The organism is Pediococcus pentosaceus ATCC 25745 (assembly GCF_000014505.1).
GTDB lineage: Bacteria > Bacillota > Bacilli > Lactobacillales > Lactobacillaceae > Pediococcus > Pediococcus pentosaceus.
Map to the genome: position 1 here is coordinate 1290618 of NC_008525.1, position 24869 is coordinate 1315486.

Annotated in this window: 27 protein-coding genes and 1 other annotated feature; of the genes, 3 read left to right on the forward strand and 24 right to left on the reverse strand. The window is 36.8% G+C overall.

What is annotated here, in order from left to right; translation table 11 throughout:
* The first annotated feature begins 62 nt into the window (after positions 1-62).
* Positions 63-1340, forward strand: coding sequence for a replication-associated recombination protein A (locus PEPE_RS06290; protein ID WP_011673598.1), 1278 nt, complete (start codon positions 63-65; stop codon positions 1338-1340).
* A 612-nt stretch (positions 1341-1952) separates the two neighbouring features.
* Entirely contained in the window at positions 1953-2408 is a 456-nt protein-coding gene (locus PEPE_RS06300) for a universal stress protein (RefSeq protein ID WP_002833702.1), read from the forward strand.
* A gap of 65 nt (positions 2409-2473) precedes the next feature.
* Here the strand turns inward: PEPE_RS06300 and PEPE_RS06305 are convergent, their stop codons facing one another.
* The 3 genes from PEPE_RS06305 to PEPE_RS06315 all read right to left on the reverse strand — a co-directional run bounded on the left by PEPE_RS06305 (position 2474) and on the right by PEPE_RS06315 (position 5224).
* Positions 2474-3025: a DNA-3-methyladenine glycosylase I gene (locus tag PEPE_RS06305; RefSeq protein WP_011673600.1), complete on the reverse strand. Its 552-nt coding sequence runs from the start codon at positions 3023-3025 to the stop codon at positions 2474-2476.
* Positions 3026-3073: 48 nt separating this feature from the next.
* Complete coding sequence (locus PEPE_RS06310; protein ID WP_002833700.1) at positions 3074-4129, reverse strand: D-alanine--D-alanine ligase family protein; 1056 nt, start codon at positions 4127-4129, stop codon at positions 3074-3076.
* Positions 4130-4249: 120 nt separating this feature from the next.
* A complete protein-coding gene (locus PEPE_RS06315; RefSeq protein ID WP_002833699.1) occupies positions 4250-5224 on the reverse strand; it encodes a DUF2785 domain-containing protein in 975 nt (324 codons plus the stop codon).
* A 168-nt stretch (positions 5225-5392) separates the two neighbouring features.
* Here PEPE_RS06315 and PEPE_RS06320 point away from each other — a divergent pair, with 168 nt between their 5' ends.
* Positions 5393-6814, forward strand: coding sequence for an APC family permease (locus PEPE_RS06320; protein ID WP_002833698.1), 1422 nt, complete (start codon positions 5393-5395; stop codon positions 6812-6814).
* 47 nt (positions 6815-6861) lie between these two features.
* Here PEPE_RS06320 and PEPE_RS06325 read toward each other — a convergent pair whose 3' ends face one another.
* The 21 genes from PEPE_RS06325 to PEPE_RS06425 all read right to left on the reverse strand — a co-directional run bounded on the left by PEPE_RS06325 (position 6862) and on the right by PEPE_RS06425 (position 24843).
* Complete coding sequence (locus PEPE_RS06325; protein WP_011673601.1) at positions 6862-7617, reverse strand: DUF975 family protein; 756 nt, start codon at positions 7615-7617, stop codon at positions 6862-6864.
* Positions 7618-7624: 7 nt separating this feature from the next.
* A complete protein-coding gene (locus PEPE_RS06330; protein ID WP_011673602.1) occupies positions 7625-8413 on the reverse strand; it encodes a hypothetical protein in 789 nt (262 codons plus the stop codon).
* Positions 8406-9272 carry an ATP-binding cassette domain-containing protein gene (locus PEPE_RS06335; RefSeq protein WP_002833695.1) on the reverse strand — a complete coding sequence of 289 codons (867 nt, stop codon included), beginning with the start codon at positions 9270-9272 and terminating at the stop codon, positions 8406-8408. The genes PEPE_RS06330 and PEPE_RS06335 overlap by 8 nt, the downstream gene beginning before the upstream one ends.
* The gene (locus tag PEPE_RS06340) at positions 9269-9640 is read right to left on the reverse strand and encodes a GntR family transcriptional regulator (RefSeq protein WP_002833694.1); all 372 of its coding nucleotides are present in this window, start codon (positions 9638-9640) and stop codon (positions 9269-9271) included. The genes PEPE_RS06335 and PEPE_RS06340 overlap by 4 nt, the downstream gene beginning before the upstream one ends.
* 166 nt (positions 9641-9806) lie before the next feature.
* Positions 9807-10622, reverse strand: a complete 816-nt coding sequence (locus PEPE_RS06345; RefSeq protein ID WP_011673603.1) for a MetQ/NlpA family ABC transporter substrate-binding protein — start codon at positions 10620-10622, stop codon at positions 9807-9809.
* Positions 10623-10639: 17 nt separating this feature from the next.
* On the reverse strand, positions 10640-11323 hold the full coding sequence (locus PEPE_RS06350) for a methionine ABC transporter permease (RefSeq protein WP_011673604.1): 684 nt from the start codon (positions 11321-11323) through the stop codon (positions 10640-10642).
* Entirely contained in the window at positions 11313-12350 is a 1038-nt protein-coding gene (locus tag PEPE_RS06355; RefSeq protein WP_011673605.1) for a methionine ABC transporter ATP-binding protein, read from the reverse strand. Before PEPE_RS06355 ends, PEPE_RS06350 begins: the two co-directional genes overlap by 11 nt.
* A 55-nt stretch (positions 12351-12405) precedes the next feature.
* Positions 12406-12649, reverse strand: a binding site (T-box leader).
* Positions 12650-12735: 86 nt separating this feature from the next.
* Positions 12736-13950 carry an FtsW/RodA/SpoVE family cell cycle protein gene (locus PEPE_RS06360; RefSeq protein WP_011673606.1) on the reverse strand — a complete coding sequence of 405 codons (1215 nt, stop codon included), beginning with the start codon at positions 13948-13950 and terminating at the stop codon, positions 12736-12738.
* A gap of 15 nt (positions 13951-13965) precedes the next feature.
* Positions 13966-14187 (reverse strand): DUF2969 domain-containing protein, encoded by a 222-nt coding sequence (locus PEPE_RS06365; protein WP_002833689.1) that lies wholly within the window; start codon positions 14185-14187, stop codon positions 13966-13968.
* Positions 14188-14195: 8 nt separating this feature from the next.
* Positions 14196-14453: a membrane protein insertion efficiency factor YidD gene (gene yidD, locus PEPE_RS06370; RefSeq protein ID WP_011673607.1), complete on the reverse strand. Its 258-nt coding sequence runs from the start codon at positions 14451-14453 to the stop codon at positions 14196-14198.
* A gap of 14 nt (positions 14454-14467) precedes the next feature.
* Positions 14468-14692, reverse strand: a complete 225-nt coding sequence (locus tag PEPE_RS06375) for a DUF1146 family protein (RefSeq protein WP_011673608.1) — start codon at positions 14690-14692, stop codon at positions 14468-14470.
* Positions 14693-14809: 117 nt separating this feature from the next.
* On the reverse strand, positions 14810-15229 hold the full coding sequence (locus tag PEPE_RS06380) for a F0F1 ATP synthase subunit epsilon (protein ID WP_011673609.1): 420 nt from the start codon (positions 15227-15229) through the stop codon (positions 14810-14812).
* Between the two features lie 11 nt (positions 15230-15240).
* Entirely contained in the window at positions 15241-16650 is a 1410-nt protein-coding gene (atpD, locus tag PEPE_RS06385; protein ID WP_002833687.1) for a F0F1 ATP synthase subunit beta, read from the reverse strand.
* Positions 16651-16674: 24 nt separating this feature from the next.
* A complete protein-coding gene (locus PEPE_RS06390) occupies positions 16675-17595 on the reverse strand; it encodes a F0F1 ATP synthase subunit gamma (RefSeq protein WP_011673610.1) in 921 nt (306 codons plus the stop codon).
* A gap of 37 nt (positions 17596-17632) precedes the next feature.
* Positions 17633-19150 (reverse strand): F0F1 ATP synthase subunit alpha, encoded by a 1518-nt coding sequence (atpA, locus tag PEPE_RS06395; protein ID WP_002833685.1) that lies wholly within the window; start codon positions 19148-19150, stop codon positions 17633-17635.
* Between the two features lie 29 nt (positions 19151-19179).
* Positions 19180-19722: an ATP synthase F1 subunit delta gene (gene atpH / locus PEPE_RS06400; protein ID WP_011673611.1), complete on the reverse strand. Its 543-nt coding sequence runs from the start codon at positions 19720-19722 to the stop codon at positions 19180-19182.
* Positions 19719-20240: a F0F1 ATP synthase subunit B gene (atpF, locus tag PEPE_RS06405; RefSeq protein WP_002833683.1), complete on the reverse strand. Its 522-nt coding sequence runs from the start codon at positions 20238-20240 to the stop codon at positions 19719-19721. Before atpF ends, atpH begins: the two co-directional genes overlap by 4 nt.
* 44 nt (positions 20241-20284) lie before the next feature.
* The gene (gene atpE, locus PEPE_RS06410) at positions 20285-20497 is read right to left on the reverse strand and encodes a F0F1 ATP synthase subunit C (RefSeq protein ID WP_002833682.1); all 213 of its coding nucleotides are present in this window, start codon (positions 20495-20497) and stop codon (positions 20285-20287) included.
* 32 nt (positions 20498-20529) lie between these two features.
* The gene (atpB, locus tag PEPE_RS06415; protein WP_002833681.1) at positions 20530-21246 is read right to left on the reverse strand and encodes a F0F1 ATP synthase subunit A; all 717 of its coding nucleotides are present in this window, start codon (positions 21244-21246) and stop codon (positions 20530-20532) included.
* 273 nt (positions 21247-21519) lie between these two features.
* Positions 21520-24132 carry an ABC transporter permease gene (locus tag PEPE_RS06420; protein WP_011673612.1) on the reverse strand — a complete coding sequence of 871 codons (2613 nt, stop codon included), beginning with the start codon at positions 24130-24132 and terminating at the stop codon, positions 21520-21522.
* A 9-nt stretch (positions 24133-24141) separates the two neighbouring features.
* Positions 24142-24843: an ABC transporter ATP-binding protein gene (locus tag PEPE_RS06425; RefSeq protein WP_002833679.1), complete on the reverse strand. Its 702-nt coding sequence runs from the start codon at positions 24841-24843 to the stop codon at positions 24142-24144.
* Positions 24844-24869 lie beyond the last annotated feature (26 nt).

Here is a 24869-nt window from a genome sequence, read left to right on the forward strand (position 1 = left end):
CATATTAAAAACGGCCTTGGCCGTTTTTTTATTTACTTTAAATTTTTATTTTAGGAGAAAAAATGCAACCATTAGCGTTTCGTATGCGCCCACGAACTATCGAAGAAATTGTTGGTCAACAGCATTTGGTCGGTCCTGGAAAAATTATCGACCGCATGGTTAAAGCCAAACTTTTATCATCCATGATTTTATACGGCCCTCCTGGAACTGGTAAAACTAGTATTGCCAGTGCTATTTCAGGCTCAACTAAATATGCTTTTCGAATTTTGAACGCTGCCACCGATTCTAAAAAAGATCTTCAAATTGTGGCTGAAGAAGCCAAAATGAGTGGAACTGTAATTCTGCTACTAGATGAAATCCATCGTTTAGATAAAACTAAGCAGGATTTCCTCCTCCCCCATTTAGAAAATGGCAATATCATTTTAATCGGTGCAACAACTGAAAATCCTTATATCAATATCAATCCGGCAATCCGTAGTAGAACTCAAATTTTTGAAGTTAAACCACTTCAACCGGATGAAATTAAAAAAGCCGTCCTTGCTGCGATTAAGGATTCCTCCCGTGGCTTAGGTGAATTACCCATCGTAATTGATGAAGATGCTTTAAAATTTGTATCTGAGTCCACTAATGGTGATTTGCGTAGCGCCTTAAATGCAGTTGAACTGGCTGCGCGTTCAACTGGTCCTGACGAAAATCAAAAAATTCACTTAACACTAGCTATTCTAGAAGAATGTCTGCAAAAAAGAGCTCTCACCCAAGATAAGGATGGGGATGCTCATTACGATGTAATTTCTGCCTTTCAAAAATCGATTCGCGGTAGTGATACAGATGCGGCTCTCCATTATATGGCACGACTTTTGGAAAGTGGCGACTTGCAAAGTGTTATCCGTCGACTGTTAATCATTGCTTATGAAGATATCGGTTTGGCTAACCCCCCAGCTTGTCAACGGACAGTTTCTGCCGTCACGGCCGCTGAACACGTCGGACTGCCTGAAGCTCGAATTCCTTTGGCTGACGCCGTGATTGAACTTTGTGTCTCTCCTAAATCCAATTCAGGCATTAGCGCAATCGATAATGCCTTAACCGATGTACGTACTGGAAAGATTGGTGAAGTCCCAGACCATCTACGCGATTCTCATTACAAAGGTGCAGCTGCTTTAGGTCGTGGGGTAGATTACAAATACCCTCACAATTATCCTAATGACTGGATAGCTCAGCAATATCTACCAGACAAATTGGTTGATGCTGCCTATTTTGATGCCAAAGGTAATAGTACCTATGAAGAGAAAATTAAAAATCGGTACGAAAGTCTAAAGAAATCACAACGTTCTAATCATTAACATTGTATTTTCTACAAAAAGTATAGTAAGATAATTATGAAGTTCTTAGGTATTCGGAATTATCGGTTTCATATTCTTCCAACAAACATCTAATCGGGAGCACGGATCTCAAGTGAATTGTATGCCTTGTATAAGGAAACATGCTGTTTGGGTATGTGCACCCACCTAGTTACTAGGGTTAGATACTGGCCGATATGAACGCTACTAAAAGTTCTTTGCCCCACTCCGGTGGGGTTTTTTTATATATTAAGAAAGTAGGATTTATTTATGCTAATTCAGCTCTTTATGTTCATTTTTGCAATTATTATCTTTTATATCGGTTATTACCTCTATACCCACCGTTCCACGGATTTTATGCTATTTAAACCTTCTACTAATAAATTACTCAGCCAAAGTTTAAATGTAGTTGGAAAAATATTAATAGGCATTAGTATTATTACTCTACTGTTAGGAATAACTGGAAATACTGTTCTAATTTTAATTGCTTTAGTTTTAGGAATTTTTTCTACCACTGGAACTTTGCTATTTTTATTAAAATTTTTATAGTAAATTCCTTTTTATTTTCTCATTTTTAACGTACAATGAGGGTAAATAGATAGGAGTGGTTATGTTATGACACAACAGTATAAACATATTCTTGTTCCAGTTGATGGTTCCAAAGAAGCAGAGCTAGCCTTTAGAAAAGCAGTTGCCGTCGCTAAGCGTAACGATGGTGCAGAATTGCATTTACTCCACGTTATAGATACTCGTGCTTTCCAAAATATTTCGAGTTTCGATACCGCCATGGTCGACCAAGTCACAGATACAGCTAAAAAATCTTTAGACCGCTATATCCAAGAGGCACACAATGATGGATTAGAAAATGTTGCTTATTCCATTGAGTACGGTTCACCAAAGGTAGTAATCTCTCAAGATGTCCCTAAAGAACTTCATACAGATTTAATCATGATTGGTGCTACTGGATTAAACGCTGTTGAACGTTTATTAATCGGTTCCGTTACCGAATACGTAACCCGTACCGCCATTTGTGATGTTTTGGTTGTTCGCACAGACTTAGAAAATAAATAATAAAAATAAAGTACAGTAATTTAGTTTAAAAAAATTAAATCGCCGTACTTTTTATTTACGCCATTTTAACGATAACTACAATTTACCCAGTGTGTATTAATTATTCCACTTGCTTGTAAAAAGAAGCTAATGTTAGTAGGCCCCACAAACTGAAATCCCAGCTCTTGCATGTCCTTACACACCCTTCTAGCAATTGGTAAATCAAACATCATCTTAGCATTATTTTTGGGTTCTAAATCCATAGGAACAAAATCTACTTTTGACCAGATAAAATCATTAAAAGACATCCCCGTTTGAGACATTTTTAAGATCACATCTGCGTTATGGATAACTGCTTTAATTTTTCGTCGGTTTCTAATGATTAATGGACATGCCATCAACGCTTCTAATTTAGACTGATCATAGCCAGCAACAGTTTGAACTTTAAACTCGTCAAACATTTCATTTAATGCTTCCAATTTCGTCAAAACCGTTCGTAAATCTAACCCCGATTGGAAAATTTGAATTGCCAGACATTTAAAGAGTTCTTGGTCACTAAAACATGGCTTTCCCCATATCTTATCATGATAGTTTTCTAAAATTGCATTCTTAGTTGACCACGTACATTTTAATTTCATAAAAAATCCCTCCTTAGGGTTTAATTACTCTAAAGAGGGATTTTAAATTTATTTTTTTAATTCATCGTAAAGCTTTTGCTTGCCTAATACGATACTTTCACAAAGGTCCTCATAACTAATACCAGCTGCTTCTGCTTCTTGTGGTAATAACGATAGAGGTGTCATTCCTGGAAGGTTATTGGCTTCGATTACATATACGCCTGTGTCGTTAGTTAGAAAATCAACGCGTCCATAGTTAGTCATGCCCAAGGCATCCATTGTTTGAACAGCTACCCTTTTCATTTCATCATGAACATCATCTTCGATTTCTGGAGGAGTAACGAATTTAGTCGTTGAACCCGTTTGAAATTTATGTTCATAATCGTACCAACCATCATTTACCACAATTTCAATTGCTGGCATTGCTTGACCATTTACCACCCCTAGTGAAAATTCACGTCCAGTGATAAATTCTTCGACAATAATTTCATCATCAAAACGATAGGCATCCTTTAATGATTCAGCTAGTTCGGCTTCATCATGTACAATTCTAGTACCAATACTTGAACCACCACTATTAGGCTTAACAACCATTGGATAGTCAAAGGCTAATTGAGGATGAATACCATCTTTTGCATGCAATACAGCAAATTGGGCTGTTTTAATGTTGTTATACAACATTATCTCTTTTGAAATTGCTTTATCCATGGCAATTCCTGAAGCTAGTGAACCACTACCTGTATATTTAATATGATTAAGATCCAAAACAGCTTGAACTTTACCGTTCTCACCATCACCACCATGTAACGCTAGAAAAACAAAGTCAGCAGCTTGGAGGATTGGTAAAACATTTTTCCCAAACAATCCAACCGTACCGTCTGTACGAAGTTCTTCAATATCTTCTTCTGTTAAAACTGCGTCACTGATTTCATAATCAGTACTGGTATTACTAGACTTAAATACGTCTTCATAACTTTGACCATCCTCAAGTTCATATCCCAAGAATAAATCAATCATCGTTGCATCGTAACCTTTTGATCGCAAAGCATTGGTGATCTTTGAACCAGATGAAAGCGACACGTTTCTTTCCGTGCTTTTCCCACCGGCAAGTACAGCAATTTTCATTTTTTCCACCTCGTATGTAAGATAATTACAAACCTTGAGTTTGCTCCGCCAATTATCAAACGTTTATTGAACCTTCAGTATATCATAAAATCAGTTCAATGATGAAATAGAAGTTAAAAATTATACTGTAAAATCATTGGAATCTTCCAAATATTCCACAATTGAATTGGCCATATCCGGATTTAAAACGAGAGCTTGCAAAAAACGCTGACGATTAAATAAAGCATTCCACATAGCACTGGACTCTCTCATTTGAATTGTTTCCAAAGAGCGACGCCATTCGCGAAGTTCAATCAATAAAAATTGCTGATATACGTCGTCTTCATATAGCTGGTCGGCAATGTATACCGCTAAACGAATAGATTCTCCATAAATTAACGGTGTTTTTAATCTTTTTATCTTTTCAATCACTGTACACATTAATAAAATTTTATCCGCTCGGACTAACTTTTCATCACTTGCTAGCTCATCTAAAACGTTACCCAAATGTGTATAGGCATGAATCCATCCTCGCCCGTCTTCATATCCACGTGTATCGTTTTCTAGCATAGTATAGAGTACAATTTGGTTTACCAATCTTGATCGACGTTTAGGATCAATAAAAGTGGTCCCAGCTCGATCAATGTAGATAAGAGTTGCTAACAAAATTAGTGTGTATGCTCTTAAATATGCCGCATCATTCTGTGTTTCATTAATATGCGACAAGAGCATCTGGTCACTAATCAAACGATCAAATATCATTATTTTTTGATTTTTAGTTAAAATATCATATTGGAGTAAATCACCAAAAAGAGTGAAAACTCCACCATCACGGATTTGAGCTTTAAAAGAGCCTAGGTGATCCATTAGTAGATTAATGTTATCATCACTAATTTCGTCCATGTCTCCCTTCCCCAACTGTTCATTAATAATTTTAAGTAATTCAACTACATCATCTTCATCTTGGGGGACTTTTACCTCAGTAACTGGTAAATCTTGTGAAGCCGAATCAATAATTAGTCCAACTGATTTTCCTAAAGAAGAAAATATTTTTCCAACTCGGAGATCCATCCTTAGAGCTGCTATTTTTGTTTGTGTTTCATTAATTGAATCCAAAGGCATGTCCTCCTAATAATATATTGATTCTAACACGTTCATCAACTTAGCAAAAATATTTCCCATTCTTCACTTAAAAATACAATTAAATTTGATTAGCTAAACATTAAAAATAAATGATAGAATATGATATGATAGTCTATACTACTATTTAAGGAGGTTAAATTATTGCATAATTTCATCAAAAATTTTATTAAAAAAGAAAATCCTGCTATTTATGAAGATAAAGATTCTCATTTGACTCGTACCCTAGTAGTCAAAGACTTTTTAGCTCTTGGGGTTGGGACGATCGTTTCCACCTCCATCTTCACACTTCCTGGTGTGGTTGCAGCTCAACATGCTGGTCCAGCCGTCGTACTTTCATTCTTAGCAGCAGCTGTAGTTGCCGGCCTAGTAGCCTTTGCTTATGCCGAAATGGCTTCCGCTATGCCATTTGCTGGATCTGCATACTCTTGGATTAACGTAATCTTAGGTAAAGGGTTTGGTTGGGTAGCCGGCTGGGCTTTGTTAGCGGAATATTTCATCGCCGTAGCCTTCGTGGCCTCCGGACTTTCAGCTAACTTTAGGGGACTGCTTTCCTCAATTGGAATCCAAATTCCCAAACAGCTTGCAAATCCTCTAGGTACTAATGGTGGAATCATTGATATTACTGCGTTGATCGTCGTTATTGCGGTAGCGTTACTTTTAGCTCATGGAACTACAGGAGCCGCTCGCATCGAAAATGCACTCGTTGTTTTAAAGGTTGTTGCTATTTTAGTATTTATTATTGTGGGACTTTCAGCTATCCATATTCAAAACTACCTACCATTTATCCCTAAATATCATACCAACCCAGACGGAACTTCCTTTGGTGGATGGAAAGGTATCTATTCGGGAATTTCAATGATTTTTCTTTCCTATATTGGTTTTGATTCAATTGCTGCTAATGCCGGAGAAGCTAAAAACCCTGAAAAAACTATGCCTCGCGGTATTTTAGGATCGTTAATAATTGCTGTTATCCTTTTTATTGCAGTTTCGCTAGTGCTAGTTGGAATGTTTCATTACACGAATTACGCTAATAATGCTGAACCTGTCGGTTGGGCCTTACGACACGCTGGTCACGGAGTAATTGCTGGTGTGATTCAAGCAATTGCCGTAATTGGGATGTTTACAGCATTAATTGGCATGATGATGGCTGGTTCTCGTCTGCTATACTCATTTGGACGTGATGGTATGCTACCTAAATGGTTAGGTCAAGTAAATCCAAAAGGTCTTCCTAACCATGCATTAAGCCTTTTAACAATTATCGGCATTATTATTGGTTCCATGTTTCCTTTTGCTTTCTTAGCGCAATTAATCTCAGCTGGGACCTTAATCGCCTTTATGTTTGTATCGTTAGGGATCTATGTCCTGCGACCTCGTGAAGGTAAAGATATTGCTATTCCAAGCTTCAAAATGCCGCTCTACCCTGTTCTTCCTGCCTTGGCTTTCTTAGGCTCTCTGGCAGTTTTCTGGGGACTAGACGCCCAAGCTAAATTATACTCACTAGTTTGGTTTATCATTGGAATTATTGTTTACACTTTCTACGGAGCAAGACATACTACAGATTAAAAAACGCATCTAAACTTAGCTTTTAACTAAGTTTAGATGCGTTTTTGTCATCCAAATATTTCTGGAAGAATTTGTTGACCACGCTGTTCAACTAAATTTTTATAAAATACGGCATAAAGCCCGTTGCGATAGGGAACGTACCAAATAAATCCTATTCCAAACGTAATGATGCTTAAAATGTACCATCCAATTAATGAAATTTGTAATCCCAGTAATCTTGCCTTATTGCCATCCATGAGTCGTCGACTAAAAGTAATGAAATTAACAAATTCAAAACGATCACTTATCTTCCGATCAGTGGCTTCTTTATAAAGAAAATAGGCTTGTGAATACGAATAATATTTGATCCAACCCGGAATAATGAGCAAGAAGGACCATAAGAAGCGGAAAATAAATTGAAAAATAAAAATAGCTAGAGTTGATGTAAAATACTTTCTGCTAAAGGTTTGGAAGGCTGTCCCCCATGAAAGACGCTGATTTCGGTGTCGTAACCAATCTAAAATTCCGTATTGAATTCCCACTGTAAAAAATACTACGATTGCTTGAAAGAAAAATTGTTGAGCAGTCGTCCTGCCTGAATAAGGGGTCCCTGAATTTTGACTGTAATTTCCCATTGTACCTAGTGCGCTGCTATCAATCTGACTAAAAAAATATAAAATTATTCCAATCAAACTAGCAATTATAAATCCACTAAAAATGGAGCAAACAATTGGTATAATGTTAATTTTAATTGCTGTTATCCAGTTTCCCCGATAGAGTTCTAGGACTTCTTTCTTTAATGTTCTATTGCTTGTCTGATCCATATAAAAGTCATTCTCCTCGTTTAGTACGTAATAATGTATTTAACCATCTTGAGATTATCAAAGATAATACAATCAATATTACCATACCTGTCGCTGGAATGATTGGGTTAAAGTAACCTAAAGTTTTAGAATAACCCATAGCAAATTTTAAGAATGCTACTAACGGGTCTAATATATGCGATTGTCGTATAACTATTCTTTCCAATATCGCCAATAACAGGATTCCTAAAATAGGGATTGATATTGCCACAATTTTTTGATTTTTCCGTGTTAATAGCGCAAAGACGGCTCCCGCAATGATACCAAAGACGGCTAGCATAACCAACATAATATAGTTAACAATAAACATTGAAACTAAATCTAATGGCAATGATTTAAAGAAATGACCATATAATTCTAAATAAGGTACTGACTTATACCCACTTCCCCCGTTTAATGCAAACAATCCGGTAATAAAACTATAAATATTACCGATTAACGCTACAATTAATATCGATATAACCTTTGCATACCAACCCGTTCTTCGCGAAATTCCATTTTGAATTAAGAAAGAAAAACGCTCGTACGTTAAAAAGCCAAAATAAAATAGTAAGGCTACGTTAACAAACAAGGCTGCCGTTGTTAGTAGAGATAAATCATTTAAGATGGCAATGACCATCCCTTCGGTACCACTAGCTACTAAATGTAATAGCACTGGAATTCCTACCAGCAAACCAATTAGCCACAGGTAAACAATTAAAATCAAGCGGACAAAATAACTTAAATCGTACTTGATTACGCTAGCTACTTTATTCATTCTCATTACCTCCATTTGTTAAATTGACAAATAAGGTTTGTAAATCCATTTGATCAATGTTAATTAAGTCCGAAATTGGTTTATTATCTAATGAACCAAAAACATAACTAGCTTTGATTCGAGCCAATTTATCGCTCCCAATAACGTTCAATCCTTGGGTATATTCATCCACCTTGTCCTCAGGTCCGCTAACTACGTAAGCTTCACCTAGCACTTTTTCGGTTTCATCATCCACAATTAAACGACCATGATCGATTACTAAGACATGCTCAATTAAATTAGCAATCTCTTCAATTAGATGGGTTGAAATAACAAAAGTACGAGGATTTTCCGCATATGTCTCAACTAAGGCATTATAGAAAATTTCTCGATGACCGGCATCTAAACCTAGAATAGGTTCATCTAAGAAAACATATTCCACCGGAACCGCCAATGCAACGATTAACTTCATAATAGTACGGTAACCGGTTGATAACTTATTAAAAATAATATTAGTTTGTAATCCAAACTTCTCACATAAATCTTGTGCGAGTTCTTCATCAAAGCCCCCGTAAAAGCTCTTGGTCCACTTGAAAACATCCTTAACTTTAAGGTTTTTAGGATAAAGATCCACTTCACTCATCAAAAACATCTTAGAGAGTTGTTCATCATTATCACGAATAACTTTATTATCTAACCGAATTTCTCCCGTATCCGGAGCAATTCGGTTTACTAATAAGCTTAGTAAAGTACTTTTTCCAGCCCCATTTCGACCTAACAAACCATAAATTTTATTAGGCTCAATTGTCATCCCAATTCCATTTAAAATCATTTTTTTATCGAATGACTTGGTTACCTGCTTTACTTCGATCCCCTTCATATAGATTTATACCCCTGTTCAATTAATTTTTTTAAATCTTCCTCATTAATATTAAGGCGAACTGCTTCCTTAACTACCCCTATTACATACTTATTATAGAAATTTTGCTGGCGATTCAAAGTAATTTGATTACTTGCCCCCTCAGCCACGAACATCCCTACTCCACGATGTTTTTCTAAAAGCTTTCGTGAAACCAGTTGATTCATTCCTTTTAAAACTGTTGCAGGATTTATGTGAAATTCTTTTGATATTTCAGTAGTGGAAGGGATCTGTTCTCCCTCTTTAAAACCGCCGGTAAAGATTGCATCTTCAATCTGTTGGGCGACTTGGAGATAGATTGGTTCGCTGCTATTAAAATTAAATTGCATAACATCCACCTTCAAATTTTATTAATTCCTTCATTATAAACTTAATTAGTCATGTAACTAACTATATGGGTTATCGTGCAAAAAGTCAATTAAATTGACATGTTTAACCCCGTCAGACCAACAAAAAATCTGTAATAACATTCAGTGTTATTACAGATTTTAGAAGTTATTCAACCGGCTCTACAGAACCTTTAAAGTGTTTTTTAATCCAACTTTGAGTTGATTTTGACTTAAGTGCCTTAATCACTTTCTTAAGGGCTTTATTGTTCTTTTCATCTGGTCTAATTGCTACAATGTTGCTATATGGAGACGATGATTTTTCAACTGCAATCGCATCTTTGGCGGGACTTAATTTAGCCTGAACTGCATAATTAGAATTAATTACTTCCGCGTCACCTTGTTTATTATTGTAGAGTTGAGGCATCAATTTAGGTTCGTACCCCGTCTTAAATTTAATATTCTTCTTATTAGTGGCAATATCCTTAAAGTTAGCATTCGTGGTATCCGTACCCTTCTTGAGAGTAATTAACCCAGCATCTTTAAAGATTTCAAGCACCCGTCCATAATCTGCTACATTATTGCTTACTAGTACCGTCGCATTTTTAGGTAGATCTTTTAGTGATTTATACTTCTTTGAATAAACTGCAATCGGTTCCAGGTGAATTGAACCTGCGCTAATCAAATTTCCTTTGTTCTTGGCGTTCCATTCCTTTAAGAAAGGAGTGTGTTGGAAGTAGTTAGCATCGATATCTTTAGAAGCTAATGCCTTGTTAGGTAAAACATAATCTTGGAATTGTTTAATTTTAAGATTTACCCCTTCCTTTTTTAGTTCAGGTTGAATATGCTTTAAGATTTCTGCATGAGGGGTAGGTGAAGCCCCAATGGTAACCGTCGTTGTTTTTTTAGCGGTACTTCCACAAGCTGCCAAAACTACTGCAGTTGCTGCAATTGTTAATGCGGTTAAAACTCTACTCTTTTTCATAAAAATTTCCTCCTTGATTAAACAACCCTTTTATCAATAATTTTAACTAATAAATCACCAATCCATTGAAGAACAAAAACAAATAATACAATTAGAATCGTTGCCACCAGAATGATTGTTCCATTATATTGCAAGAAACCATTGTTATACGCTAAGGCGCCTAAGCCTCCCGCACCGATGGCTCCAGCCATTGCTGTATATCCTACTAACGAAATTGCTGTAACAGTCAAGCCTGATACCAGCGCGGGTAAACTTTCAGGTAACAAAACTTTAAAGATAATTGTCCAATGGCTTGCGCCCATCGCTTCTGCTGCTTCTAGAACGCCTTGATCAATTTCTCTAAACGACATTTCTACAATTCGTCCAAAAAAAGGAGCCGCAGAAAGAATTAGAGAAGGTAAAGCTGCTACTGGACCTACAATGGTGTGGACTAACGTATTAGTAAAAGGAATCAAAACAACGATTAAAATAATATAAGGAATTGATCGGAATACATTAACAAATAACGAAACTAACCAATTAACTACCTGAATTCCTTTACTCTTGCTATCTTTGGTTTCAAAGAGTAAGAGACCTATCAAGCAGCCAATAATTGCTGTAAATAAAACAGACACAAGCGTTACCCAAATCGTCTCCCAAGTTGCACTCCCCATTTCAGTCCAATCAACTGAACTAAAATCAAAATAAGAACTACTTCCCATCTGCGATAACCTCCGTTTCTACCCGTAATTTCTTTAAGAAATTAACCGACCCAGCTACTTGTGGTTCAGGTCCTGTTAATTGTAAATATAATGTCCCAATAGAACCCTCTTGAGTTTGCTTAATATTACCTGCAACGATATTTAAATCAACTTTGGGAAATTCATGTACCATTTCCGAAACGATCGGTAATTTAGCCTGATCCCCATGGAAAGTTAGCCGAACGATTCTACTATTGGGATATTTATTTAATAACTCATCTAAAACAATTTCTGTTTCTTGATGACTTGGATCAGATTCTGCGGAAACAAAACGTTGTGTTAACGGTTGTTGAGGATTTTTGAAGACATTCAGTACTTCTCCCTCTTCAATAATCTTACCGCCGTCTAAAACGGCTACATTATCACAAATTTTACGAATGACATGCATTTCGTGGGTAATCAATACAATGGTGATATTCAGACGTTTCTTAATATCAAGTAATAAATCTAGTACCTCATCGGTTGTTTCTGGATCTAAAGCACTAGTGGCTTCATCAGAGAGAAGAATTTCTGGATCATTTGCCAATGCTCGAGCAACACCCACTCGTTGCTTTTGCCCTCCGGATAGGGAAGCTGGATACATATCTTCCTTTCCTTCTAAACCAACCAAATCGATTAACTCTAAAGCCTTCTTTTCACGTTCAACTTTAGCAACTCCAGCAATTTCTAATGGAAACATAACATTTTCTTTTACGGTTCTTGACCATAATAAATTAAAATGTTGGAATATCATTCCAATTTTATGGCGTTGGACGCGTAAATCTTTAGCTGACAATTGATTGATTGCTACTCCATTGATATTAACACTCCCAGTTGTCGGCTTCTCAAGACCATTTAACATTCGAATTAAAGTCGTTTTACCAGCACCAGAATATCCGATAATGCCGTATATTTTTCCACTATCAATTTTTAAATTAACATCCTTAATTGCGTGGACTGTTCCTTCTTTGGTTTCAAAAGTTTTTGAAACGTCCTTAAATTCAATCAATTCTAATCCCCCTTTTAAACAAAAAAACTTTCGCCCGAATATAGCTAAAGCTATATTCAAGGACGAAAGTCTGTCGTGTTACCACCTTGTTTTTTCGTTGCCTTACGGTCAACGAACTCTGCGGGTCAATCAACCCGTGCGCTGTAATGGGCGCTCCCATGATTTGCTAACTAAATGCTCACAAATCCGCTGAATAAATTGAAAGACCATCTTCAACGATTACCTCGATTTCCTTCCACCAACCGGAAACTCTCTAAGCGTAGATAAATCTGTTTACTCATCTTTCTCTAATACTTTGTTAATAGGCTAAAGTATACATGCCATCAGTTTAGCTGTCAACACTAAAATAAAAAAACTAGGATACCTAATTTGTATCACTAGTTTTTTAGAAATCAGCTTTTTGTTCTAATCCTGTTTTACTATAAGAATAATAATGGTACCTCATCGACATGATTAACCCCACGCCAATCATATTTCCGATCAATGCCGAACCTCCTGCACTAACAAACGGTAGCGGAATTCCAGTTAGTGGTAAAAGCCCGATGTTCATTCCAATATTTTCAAATACATGGAATAGAATCATCATGATAACTCCCACTGCTATATACGCATAAAATTCATTTTTAGTATCAAAAATGACTTGGATAATTTTATAAATTAATAAAAAGTATAGTCCAATTAATACTACACTACCGACAAATCCAAAATTTTCTCCAATAACCGAAAAAATCATATCAGATTCTCGAACCGGAACGTTAACGTTCGAAACGTTGAAACCTTTTCCAAATAATTGCCCAGAACCGATAGCTTTCATACTTTGCCATAATTGATAACCTGAATTAGTAGTATCCGAAGCAGGATGCAACCAATTATCGATTCGAGCAAATTGATAAGATTCAAAACCTAACTTACTCAAAAACGATTGTCCCCAACTTGTAGCGACCAGCATCAAGGTTGAACTTCCTAATACCACCATTCCAACAAAAGACGGTACCAAAATTCGCCAAGTAACTCCCGAAACCACGACTAATCCAGCAAAAATAGCAATAAACACTAACATCGTGCCAAAGTCATGTTGCAACAATAACAAGATAGGCACTGGTAAAGTCCATAAAATCATTGTTCCGATAAGCTTCCAATCACTGCGGACTGTGCGCTCTTTTACTTTTGAGTTGTAAACCGTAATAACTTTTGCCATCATCAAAATATAAGCTGGTTTCATTACTTCAGAGGGCTGGAAGGTAAAGGGTCCTAGAGCAAACCAGCTCTTTGCTCCCGTATTAGCCGCGTAGGCTCGACTGTATAGAAATAAGACTAGAACTAACAAAAGTAGTCCAATTCCATACACAATTGGTGCTAGTTTCCACAATTGTTTCGAATCAAATTGCATTATGACAGTGACAATTACGATACCCAATACGTACCAAACTAACTGAGAAACAACCTGTCGTAAGATGCTTGTAGCACTAGTATCATGTGTCGCAGCTACGTAGATGGACGCCAGCCCGATAATTGCTAGCATTAGCACTGGAAAAATAATTCCATAGTCAATCCGGGAACTATCATCCTTTCGAGCAACCCTAGAATTCATTCTTTCCATCGAGGTAGCTCCTTTCTATAGAGAATGTAGGTTAAATTCAGCTACAATCCATTGAATTCCTTCATCCATAGATTTTACACGCATTTCTCCACTTTGGTTAGAAGCTGTAAAATTCTTATCATTTACTTGAGAAATTTGACCAACTAACTGTCTGTTGATATAAACCTCATTGATAACTGAATCATTTTCTTTAACTTCTTTAATTTCGATTTCGAACTTTTTCTCTCTTCTAGACATTTTAACTCCTAATTTCTTGGTTTACTATTTTTTTGATTGCGTTTTAAAGAAAAATTATCTGGCACTGGATCGTATCCGCCTCGCACAAATGGATGACACCTTAAAATTCTTGCAACCCCCATCAAGCCGCCTTTTATGGCACCAAATCGTTTGATGGCTTGGAGGCTATAATTAGAACAAGTTGGATAATATCGACAAGATGGCGGAAACATTGGCGAGATAAATTTTTGATACCCACGAATAATCAGTAACAAAATTTGCTTCATTTAGGTTTAATCCCCTATTTGACTAAAAATGTTAAATTTTCAATCGTTGTAATTAAATTTAAGAAAAAACTACTTACCGTATATCCAATAACCACAGACAGCAATACGATTAAAACCCGTGCTTGATTCTCATATCTTCCCATAAATTTATGAAATGGAATAGCCTGAATACTCCAAAAGGAAATCAGGATGAAAAATAGATAACAAATTAAAGTTATTACAGATTGAATTCCTAACATAATTTTCCTCCAAAATTTCATACATGTATTATTGTACCAGAAACTAAGCTAAATTTATCATTTTTAAACACAAAAAAAACGCTCAAAATTGAGCGTTTTTTATGACCAATAACTAAATTAATGTTTTGATACATTAATTCGGTTAATAGCCCGACGAAGTGAAATTTGAGCGCGCCGTAATTCACTATTGTCGTGTGCTTGTTGCGCTTTACGAATCGTTGCTTCAGCACGTTTCTTAGCACTTTCAGCACGAGCTACGTCGATATCAGATTGATTTTCAGCGGTATCCGCAACAATAGTTGCAGTATTCTCAGAAAATTCAACAAATCCACCATTTACTGCAATAACGTCTTCCTCTTGACTGTGTTTTACCCGCACTTCATCAATCGCAAGAGCAGCAATTACAGGAACGTGATTAGGCAAGATACCTAATTCACCTTCTTTGGTATTAACTACCAACATGGTAACTTGGTCATCATCATAGACTTGACCATCAGGAGTAACAATACTAACTGTTAATACTGAATTTTCAGCCAATTAGATCCCTCCTAATCTTCTGTAGCACTTATTTTTTTAGCCTTTTCAACTACATCATCAATTGATCCAACCAAACGGAATGCTTCTTCAGGAAGATCATCATACTTACCATCAAGGATACCCTTGAATCCAGAAATTGTGTCTTCAATCTTTACATAGTGACCTGGAAGGCCAGTAAATTGAGCAGCAACACTGAAGTCTTGAGATAAGAAGAGTTGGATACGACGTGCACGAGCAACGACGGTCTTTTCTTCATCAGATAATTCATCCATACCAAGGATAGAGATGATATCTTGCAATTCCTTATAACGTTGGAGAACATGTTGTACCTCTGTAGCTACTTCATAATGTTCTTCACCAACAATTTGTGGGTCAAGCGCAGTTGAAGTAGATGCAAGAGGATCCACAGCAGGGTAAATACCTTGTTGAGTCAATGCACGTTCCAAGTTAGTAGTTGCATCCAAATGAGCAAATGTTGTAGCAGGAGCAGGATCAGTATAATCATCAGCAGGAACATAAACTGCTTGGATTGATGTTACTGAACCCTTCTTTGTTGATGTAATACGTTCTTGAAGTTGTCCCATTTCTGTAGCAAGTGTTGGTTGGTAACCAACGGCTGAAGGAATACGACCAAGTAAGGCCGAAACTTCTGAACCAGCTTGCGTGAAACGGAAAATGTTATCAATAAATAACAACACATCTTGCCCTTCAACATCACGGAAATGTTCCGCAATCGTCAAACCAGTAAGAGCAACTCGCATACGAGCCCCAGGCGGCTCGTTCATTTGACCATATACCATGGCCGTACGTTCAAGAACTCCGGATCCCTTCATTTCGAAGTATAAGTCATTACCTTCACGTGTTCTTTCACCAACACCAGTAAAAACTGAGATACCATTATGTTCTTGTGCAATATTATGAATTAATTCTTGAATCAAAACGGTTTTACCAACCCCGGCACCTCCGAAAAGACCAATCTTACCACCACGAATATATGGGGCAAGTAAGTCAATAACCTTGATACCTGTTTCAAGAACTTCTGTACTTGGATTCAATTCATCATAATCTGGTGGATCACGATGGATTGGATCGCGTTTTATATCGGGGCCAAGTTCTTTGCCGCCATCGATAGTGTCACCCAAGACGTTGAAAACACGACCAAGTGTTTCTTTACCAACGGGTACTTTAATAGAATCTCCAGTATCTTCAACATCAAGACCACGTTGTAGTCCATCTGTTCCATCCATAGCGATGGTTCTTACAACACCATCACCTAATTCAAGCGTTACTTCAGAAACTAGGACAGTACCATCCGCCTTTTTAATCTTCAAAGCGTTATTGATAGTTGGTAATTCTTCGTCAAGGGGAAATTCAACGTCGATAACTGGTCCGATAACTTGAACAACTTTACCAGTACTCATATCGTTTAATTCCTCTCGTTAATATTATTCAAGTGCAGCTTGACCACCAGTAATTTCGGTGATTTCAGTCGTAATAGCACTTTGTCTAGCACGATTATACTGTAGCTCTAAATCTGCAATCAAATCACTAGCATTATCAGATGCTGAGCGCATCGCTGATGAACTAGCAGCATGTTCTGCAGTCTTTGCATCTAAGATAGCACCATAAACCAAACTTTCAGCATATTGAGGAAGAATTTCCTGCAATAATGCTTCTGGTGATGGTTCAGTGTCATACTCAGCAGTAACTTGTTCATGAGCTTCGTTATTAGCCAAATCATCTCCACCAATTGGAAGTAATTTAGTTACTCGGAAACTATTTGAAAGTCTATTTACAAAGTGGTTGTAGCATACGTATAATTCATCAAATTTTTCTTCTGTGTACATTTTAGTAACAGTTTTAACAATTTCACGAATTTCATTGAAAGTTGGAACGTCGCTAACACCGCGGTATTCGTAAGCAACTTCATGATTACGATTTCGATAGAAATCAGAACCAGTGCCACCTACCGCGAGAATAACGGCATCGCCTTCAGTATGCCCATGCTTTTGCATAAAATCGTTTGTTTGCTTAATCACACTGCTGTTGTATGAACCAACTAAGCCACGATCAGAAGTGATAATTAAATATCCAGTCTTCTTGACAGGACGTTGTGCTAGTAAATCAGCAGCCGAGATAGCTTGGTCAGACTTAGCCTTACCAGCTACACTGGCGCTCATTAAATGTGATTTAGCAAGGTGAGCAACAATACTCTCAACTTTTTGTGCATACACTTGATATCCAACTGTATGTCTCTGAATTTGGCTTAACTTAGCAGTTGAAACCATTTGCATAGCAGTCGTAATTTGACTAGTTTTCTTAGTCGAATCAATTCGACGCTTTACATCTTGTTCAGATATTGCCATTAATTCTCACCACTTTTCCTCTCGTTAGCTGATATCCTTATTTAGCTTCCTTTGTAGGTTGAAAATGTTCAGCAAATGATTTAATTGCTGCATCCATCTTGTCCGTATCAGGAAGTTGCTTAGTTTCACGGATTTCGTCTGTGAGCTCCTTATTGTTACTTGCAATATAGTCAAAGAGTTCATCTTGGAAACGTTGAATATCATCGACAGGAACATTGTCCAAGAAACCATGAGTTAATGCATAAAGAATCATAACTTGGTTTTCAACGGAAAGTGGTTGATGAAGTGGTTGTTTTAGAACTTCAACAGTCCGACGACCACGAGCCAACTTAGCTTGAGTAGCTTTATCCAAATCTGAACCAAATTGAGCAAATGATTCCAATTCACGATATGAAGCTAAATCCAAACGAAGAGTTCCGGCAACCTTCTTCATCGCCTTAATCTGGGCATCCCCACCAACACGAGAAACAGAAGTACCAGCATCAATAGCTGGACGAGTTCCTGAGTTAAAGTAATCACCATCAAGGAACACTTGTCCATCAGTGATTGAAATAACGTTAGTTGGGATATAAGCTGAAACATCCCCAGCTTTAGTTTCAACGAAAGGCAAAGCAGTCATTGAACCTCCACCCAAATCATCACTCAACTTAGCTGCACGTTCAAGCAAACGTGAGTGAGTATAGAAGATATCACCAGGGTAAGCTTCACGCCCAGGCGGACGGCGAAGAATTAATGAGAGTTCACGGTAAGCATCAGCTTGTTTTGATAGATCATCGTATACGATCAAAACATGTTTGCCGTTGTACATGAATTCTTCACCCATTGCTGCTCCGGCATAAGGAGCAAGATATAACATTGGAGCTGGTTCAGAAGGACCAGCACTAACAACGATTGTATAGTCCATCGCACCGTAACGTCTCAATGTTTCTACTTGTGTACGAACAGTTGATTCCTTTTGTCCGATTGCAACATAGATACAAATCATATCTTGATCTTTTTGATTCAAGATTGTATCGATAGCGATTGTAGTCTTACCTGTCTTACGGTCACCGATAATCAATTCACGTTGTCCACGACCAATTGGAACTAAAGCATCGATAGCTTTAATACCTGTTTGAAGTGGTTGTTCAACTGATTTACGTTGCATAACACCAGGTGCCTTATTTTCTACCGGACGGGTTTTGGTGGTTTGGATTGCTCCCTTGCCATCAAGTGGTTCACCCAATGGGTTAACAACTCGACCAATTAAGGCATCTCCAACTGGAACTTCCATGATACGACCAGTTCTCTTAACTACGTCTCCTTCGTGGATACCATCATAGTTACCCATGATAACAATACCAACATCGTTTGATTCAAGGTTTTGAACCATACCGAAAACACCGTTAGAGAATTCTAGAAGTTCACCAGAAAGAGCATTATTTAAGCCATGAGCACGAGCAATACCATCACCAACATATGTAACGGTACCAGTTTCTTCGACATTAAGCTCAGCTTGGTAGTTTTCTAATTGCTGTTTGATTAGAGCACTGATTTCCTCAGCCTTAATGCTCATAAAAGTTTCACCTCTTTACAAATATCGAGCTAACCTATTAGGCGCTGTCTAATTTGATTAATTTGAGTCTGAATACTACCATCGTAGATCAAACTATCTGTTTTGATGATAGCTCCACCGATGATTGAATCATCAACTTCACTATCTAAGACAACTTCACTAACTTTTAAACGTTTAGCGAATTGTTCTGCCATTTTATCAAGTTGTTGATCACTTAATGGGATAGCAGAAACAACTTTTGCTCGAACGATTTTTTCATCAGCGTCACACAAGTTGTTAAACTCATCAATAATCGCTGTCAAATAGTCCATACGACCATAATCAAAAGTCATTTTGATGAGATTTCCAACGTAATTTGAAGCATCTTTAGTCAGAATATTGAGAATTTCAAGCTTTTGATTTTGCTCCAAACCTTTGTCAGTTAAAATTTTGCCTAATCCTTCATTATCATTAAAAACTTGTTGAATCTGATTTAGTTCAGCACGTGTTTCATCGCGTTGTCCTTTTTCAGAAACAATTTCAAAGAGGGCTTTTGAATAACGCTTAGCAATTGTTGTTTTATCTAAACTCATTTGCTATCACCCAAACCTTCGATGTATGAATCAATCAAATCCTTTTGACTGTTTTCATCAAGTTCTTTTTTGATAACTTTGGAAGCAATCTCAATAGATAATGACGCAATATCGTCTTGTGCACTTTTAAGTGCGTCAGCACGTTCTTGTTCAATATCTTGTTTAGCCTTGTCCTTTAGAGACTTAGCTTCATTTTGAGCATTTCCAATAATCAATTCTCGTTCTTTTGCACCACTATCTTTAGCATTGTTAATGATAGAAGTAGCTTCAGCATGAGAATTATCTAATGCTTCTTTACGTTGTTTAGCAAGCTTTTCAGCCTCGATTCGAGACTGTTCAGCTGAGTCAATGTCGTTAGAGATACGATCAGCACGTTCCTTCAACATTGCATTAACTGGACCCCACGCAAATTTTGCAATTAAAGCCATTAATACAATAAACAAGATGGCATAAAACAACATATCACCAACGTACAAAGTACTTCCATGTGCCGCCCCTACTATAATGTGCGAAAACATCTATTGACACCTCCTTCTCCGATAAATTGTTTAATTTATCATGCCTACTTATTCATTACAAGAAGTGAAATAACGAAGGCAAGGATAGGCATAGCTTCAACCAAACCAACACCGATAAACATTGTTGTTCTTAATTGTCCTGATAATTCAGGTTGACGAGCCATTCCTTCAAGCATTTTTGCGACAACGATACCGTCACCGATACCACCACCAATAGCGGCTCCAAACATAGCAATTCCAGCTGCAATAGCACCCATAATAGTTGTTCCTCCTACCTAAAAATATATTATTATTCGTCTTCGACCTTATGAGAAATGTAAACGGATGTTAGTGTTACAAACACGAACGCCTGAATACTTCCCAAAAATACGGAAAATCCTTGCCAAATCAAGGCAAGTGGGATGGCGACAATCATATTGACGATGCCACCCGAGAATGCAATTCCTCCGATCATCTTAAGAAGCATTTCGCCGGCAAAAATAACACCGTAGATACGTAGCCCAAGGGTCAAGAAATCAATGAATTCTGTAAAAACACCAATCGGTAACCAAACTTTAAATGGCGATAAATATGTTTTTTCAAAATATTTTTTAAAGCCAAATTTTGCAACACCTGAATAGTGCGCTAACATCATTGTGATCAACGACAATGTTAAAGTGACAATCGGATCAGCTGTTGGGCTTCTTAGATACGAAACATCATTCCATGCGATTTGCAGGAATAGACCGATTTGGTTAGAAACAAAAATAAATAGGAATAATGTGAAAGCATATAGACCAAAATTCTTTTCTTCCTCTTCATCCACTGAATCGCGGAGGATACCATTGGTAAAATCAACGATCCACTCCAAAATATTTTGCTTACCAGTCGGCTTTAACTTCAAATTACGAGATAAAGCAAACACTACACAAAAAACAATTAGTGCACTTACTAAACCTGAAATTAAGTTAGTCGTATTAAATGTCAAACCAAGAAACTGAAAAGTTGAAATTGATTCACCACTCACAGAATATCACCTCTTTTCTACCTAAGTGTACCTAAACCAAAGCCAAAAATTGACAATAATCTAAGTCATAAACTTGAACAAAAGACAGTATTTTCCGTCTGAAAATACATTTGAAATGATACCACCATTTTGGACAAAAGACAAAAGAATAATCGCTTTATTTCTATGATATTCTTCCTGTTCGTTCTTCAAAAATTGAAATTTGTTCAATTTATCTACTTAAAATCAAAAAGAATTTCAGAAATAAAATTTATTTATCTCTGAAATTCTTAACTATTCATTTGATTTCAATGCTTCAACCATATCAACTTGCCTTAGTCGACGATGCGTAATATAAACAACTATTAAATTAAAAATGACCATTAATACAGTTGCTACCACGTATCCCATTGGTTTAATTGTTAGTGGAAAGACGACGATGCTAGTCTCAGCTTGTTTGATAACATAACTTGTCAAAATATTTCCTAATCCAAAACCAGCTAGTATTCCAATCAAAGCTAAAATAATACTTTCCCTAGCAATATACATTGTAACTTCTGAATCAAAGAACCCGAGTACTTTAATTGTTGACAATTCTCGCAAACGTTCTGAAATATTAATATTGTTCAAGTTATATAAAACAATGAAAGATAACACTCCAGATAGGAGAATAAAAATCAAAACAACCGGTCCTAATTGCTTAGACATGCTTGTAACTGCTGCAGCTTGATCCCTCACAAAACTCACACCTAAAATATCAGCATTAGCTTCAATCCATTGCTTGCTTAATTTTTGTTGATTCTTTTTAGAAGTTTGATGTAATTGAACCATTAAAGTTTGCATCGTAGGTTCTTTTTTCATAGTTTTCCTATAAAAAGAAGTAGATCCATACATAAAGTTTCCAACATAATTCTGGGTTACACCAATCACCTTAACTTCTTTTTTAGTTTGCTTTTCATTTTCTATAGAAATTGTACTTCCTTTTCTAACTTTTAAGGCAGTGGCAAGTTTTTCTGAAATAATTACCCCCTGCTTTTGCAAATGCAACGGATATTGGTTTTGATAGTCCCTTAAAGTTACAAATTTTTCAAATTGGTGCTTATTTTGAGGAATGTCCATATTGATATCATCCACGGTTTTACCGTGCTTAGTTGCTTTAAAAGTTTCCGTATGGGTCGCAAGACTTTGCTGATAATTCTTTCCCCTAGCAATTGTCTGCCGAACCGATTCTAATTGGTTGGCTTTTTTAGCTTGAACTACAGCATCATATTTAATAATTTGATTAAATTGAAGATCTCCAGTTGCTGAAATGGAGTTGGCAATGCCGAACCCTGTCAAAATAAGAGCTGTTCCACCCGCGATCCCCAAAATCGTCATTAAGCCTCTCAGCTTAAATCTAAATAGGTTACGATAACTAATTTTCTGATTAAAATTTAGCCGTTTCCAAATAAAACTAATATTTTCTAGCAAAATTTTCTTAGCTTTCTTTGGAGATTTAGGCCGTAGTAACTCGGCTGGAACTGCTTTTGTTTCCTTGATTACTACCAATAAGGCCGCTCCAACTGTGGCAATCATTGCCAAAACCACAGCAATTGCAATTGAAGCCCAATCATATTCAATGACCGGTTGACCAATTACATACTTTGTATACATTGATACGACAAAACGTGGCAATAATTGGTTACCTAAAAATGAACCCACGATTACTCCTAAAATTCCAGCCAAAAAAGCATACATGGTATATTCGTAGGCAATCGCACTCCTAGAAAATCCTAAAGCTTTCAATGTTCCAATTTGTCCACGGGCCTCTTCTACCATCCGAGTAATAGTAGTGAAGGTAATTAACGCAGCTAACAGAAAAAAGAACACTGGAAAGACATTCGCAATTGCGGCGATCCGGTCAGAACTATCTCCATAGCCAGTGAATCCAGGTAAATCTTCACGAGTTTGCCATGTGTAACTTGGAACTTTTATCTTTTCAACCTTTTTTCGCTGCCGTTTCAAATTAACTTGCGTTTCCGCTAATTGTTGCTCTTGTTTATCAAGCTCTGAAGTAGTGGTTACCTTTCCTCCAGATTGCTTTTTCAATTGTGCTTTAGCTTGAACTATTTTTTGCTTAGCTTGATTTAATTTCTCCTGAGCTCTATTAAGCTGATTTAAAGGTTTTGCAACAATTTCATTCCTTCGCTCGTTTTTTCGTTTATCCAATTGTTTCTGCAAAAGTTTTACTTTAGCTTTGATAGTTCCTTGATACTTTCCTGAAAAAACATCTTGATGTTGAAGCTTAGCAAAACTAATATTTATCGCTGTTGCGACAGGCAAATTGATTGCTTGGTCTTTAATATAAGCGAAATACTGAACTTGACCACTACCAACATTGGCTGATCCTCTAGTAGAATCGTCGATGTACAGGGGTGAATCAGCAAAACCCACAATTTTATATCTATTGACTTTAAGATTAGCTGATTTTGCAAAAGTAAACTGGTCACCAATTCGATACCCATCCTTAATTTGCGCTTGTTTATCTAATAAAATTTCATTATTTTTTTGGGGCAGACGTCCACTTTTTAAAATAACTTGATTTTGTCTAGCTGGATCTTTCAAACCGTATAGTGCAATCGCATCACGTGTTTTTCCACCAATCACATATTTAAATTTAATACTCTCCGCTTTAGCTCCTTGAACGCGCTCTACAGCTTTGATATCCTTTCGGGTAAATCCCTTATCCGAAAATACCTGCACATCGCTCAAATGATGTTTAACGACCTCTGATTGCATGGAATGGTTCAAAGCAGGCCCAGTTGCTTTCACTCCAACAAATAATAGTACACCTAACATAATAATTAGGACGATTGCGGTAAATCGTCCTAACGATCCCCTAATATCTCGCATTAATAGTTTATTCATTAGCTCACCCTACCAAACAATGTCTTTAACTGGAACTGGATTAGCATTATCTTTTACCGCTCGCACTCGGGCGTCGTTAATCTGAATTACCCGATCAGCCATTTGAGCAATTTCAGAGTTGTGAGTAATAATGATTACCGTTTTATGAAATTTACGACTAGCATCACTTAATAATTGCAAAACTTGTTTTCCTGTTTGATAATCCAAAGCTCCCGTCGGTTCATCACATAAAAGTAACTTAGGATTCTTAGCCAACGCACGAGCAATAGCTAGACGCTGCTGTTCACCACCAGAAAGCTGGGAAGGAAAATTATCCATTCTTTCTTGTAATCCAACTGCTTTTAAAACTTCCTCGGGCGCTTGTCCATCCTTAACTAAGGAAGTAGCTAATTCAACATTTTCCAATGTGGATAGATTTGGAATTAAATTATAAAACTGAAATACGAATCCTACATCATGGCGTCGATAATTAGTTAATTGGCGATCGTTAAATGTCGCAATATCCATATTATCAATCATAATTTGACCACTAGTAGGGCTATCCATACCACCTAACATATTTAATACGGTTGATTTTCCTGCGCCACTAGGCCCTAAAATCACCGTTACTTTACCTTCTTCAACTTCAAAATTAACATCTCGATTAGCAAAAATTTTTGTTTCACCCATTTGGTACACTTTTGACTCGTTTTTTACTTCGATATAAGCCATGCTGATTCCCCCGAATTTTTACTATA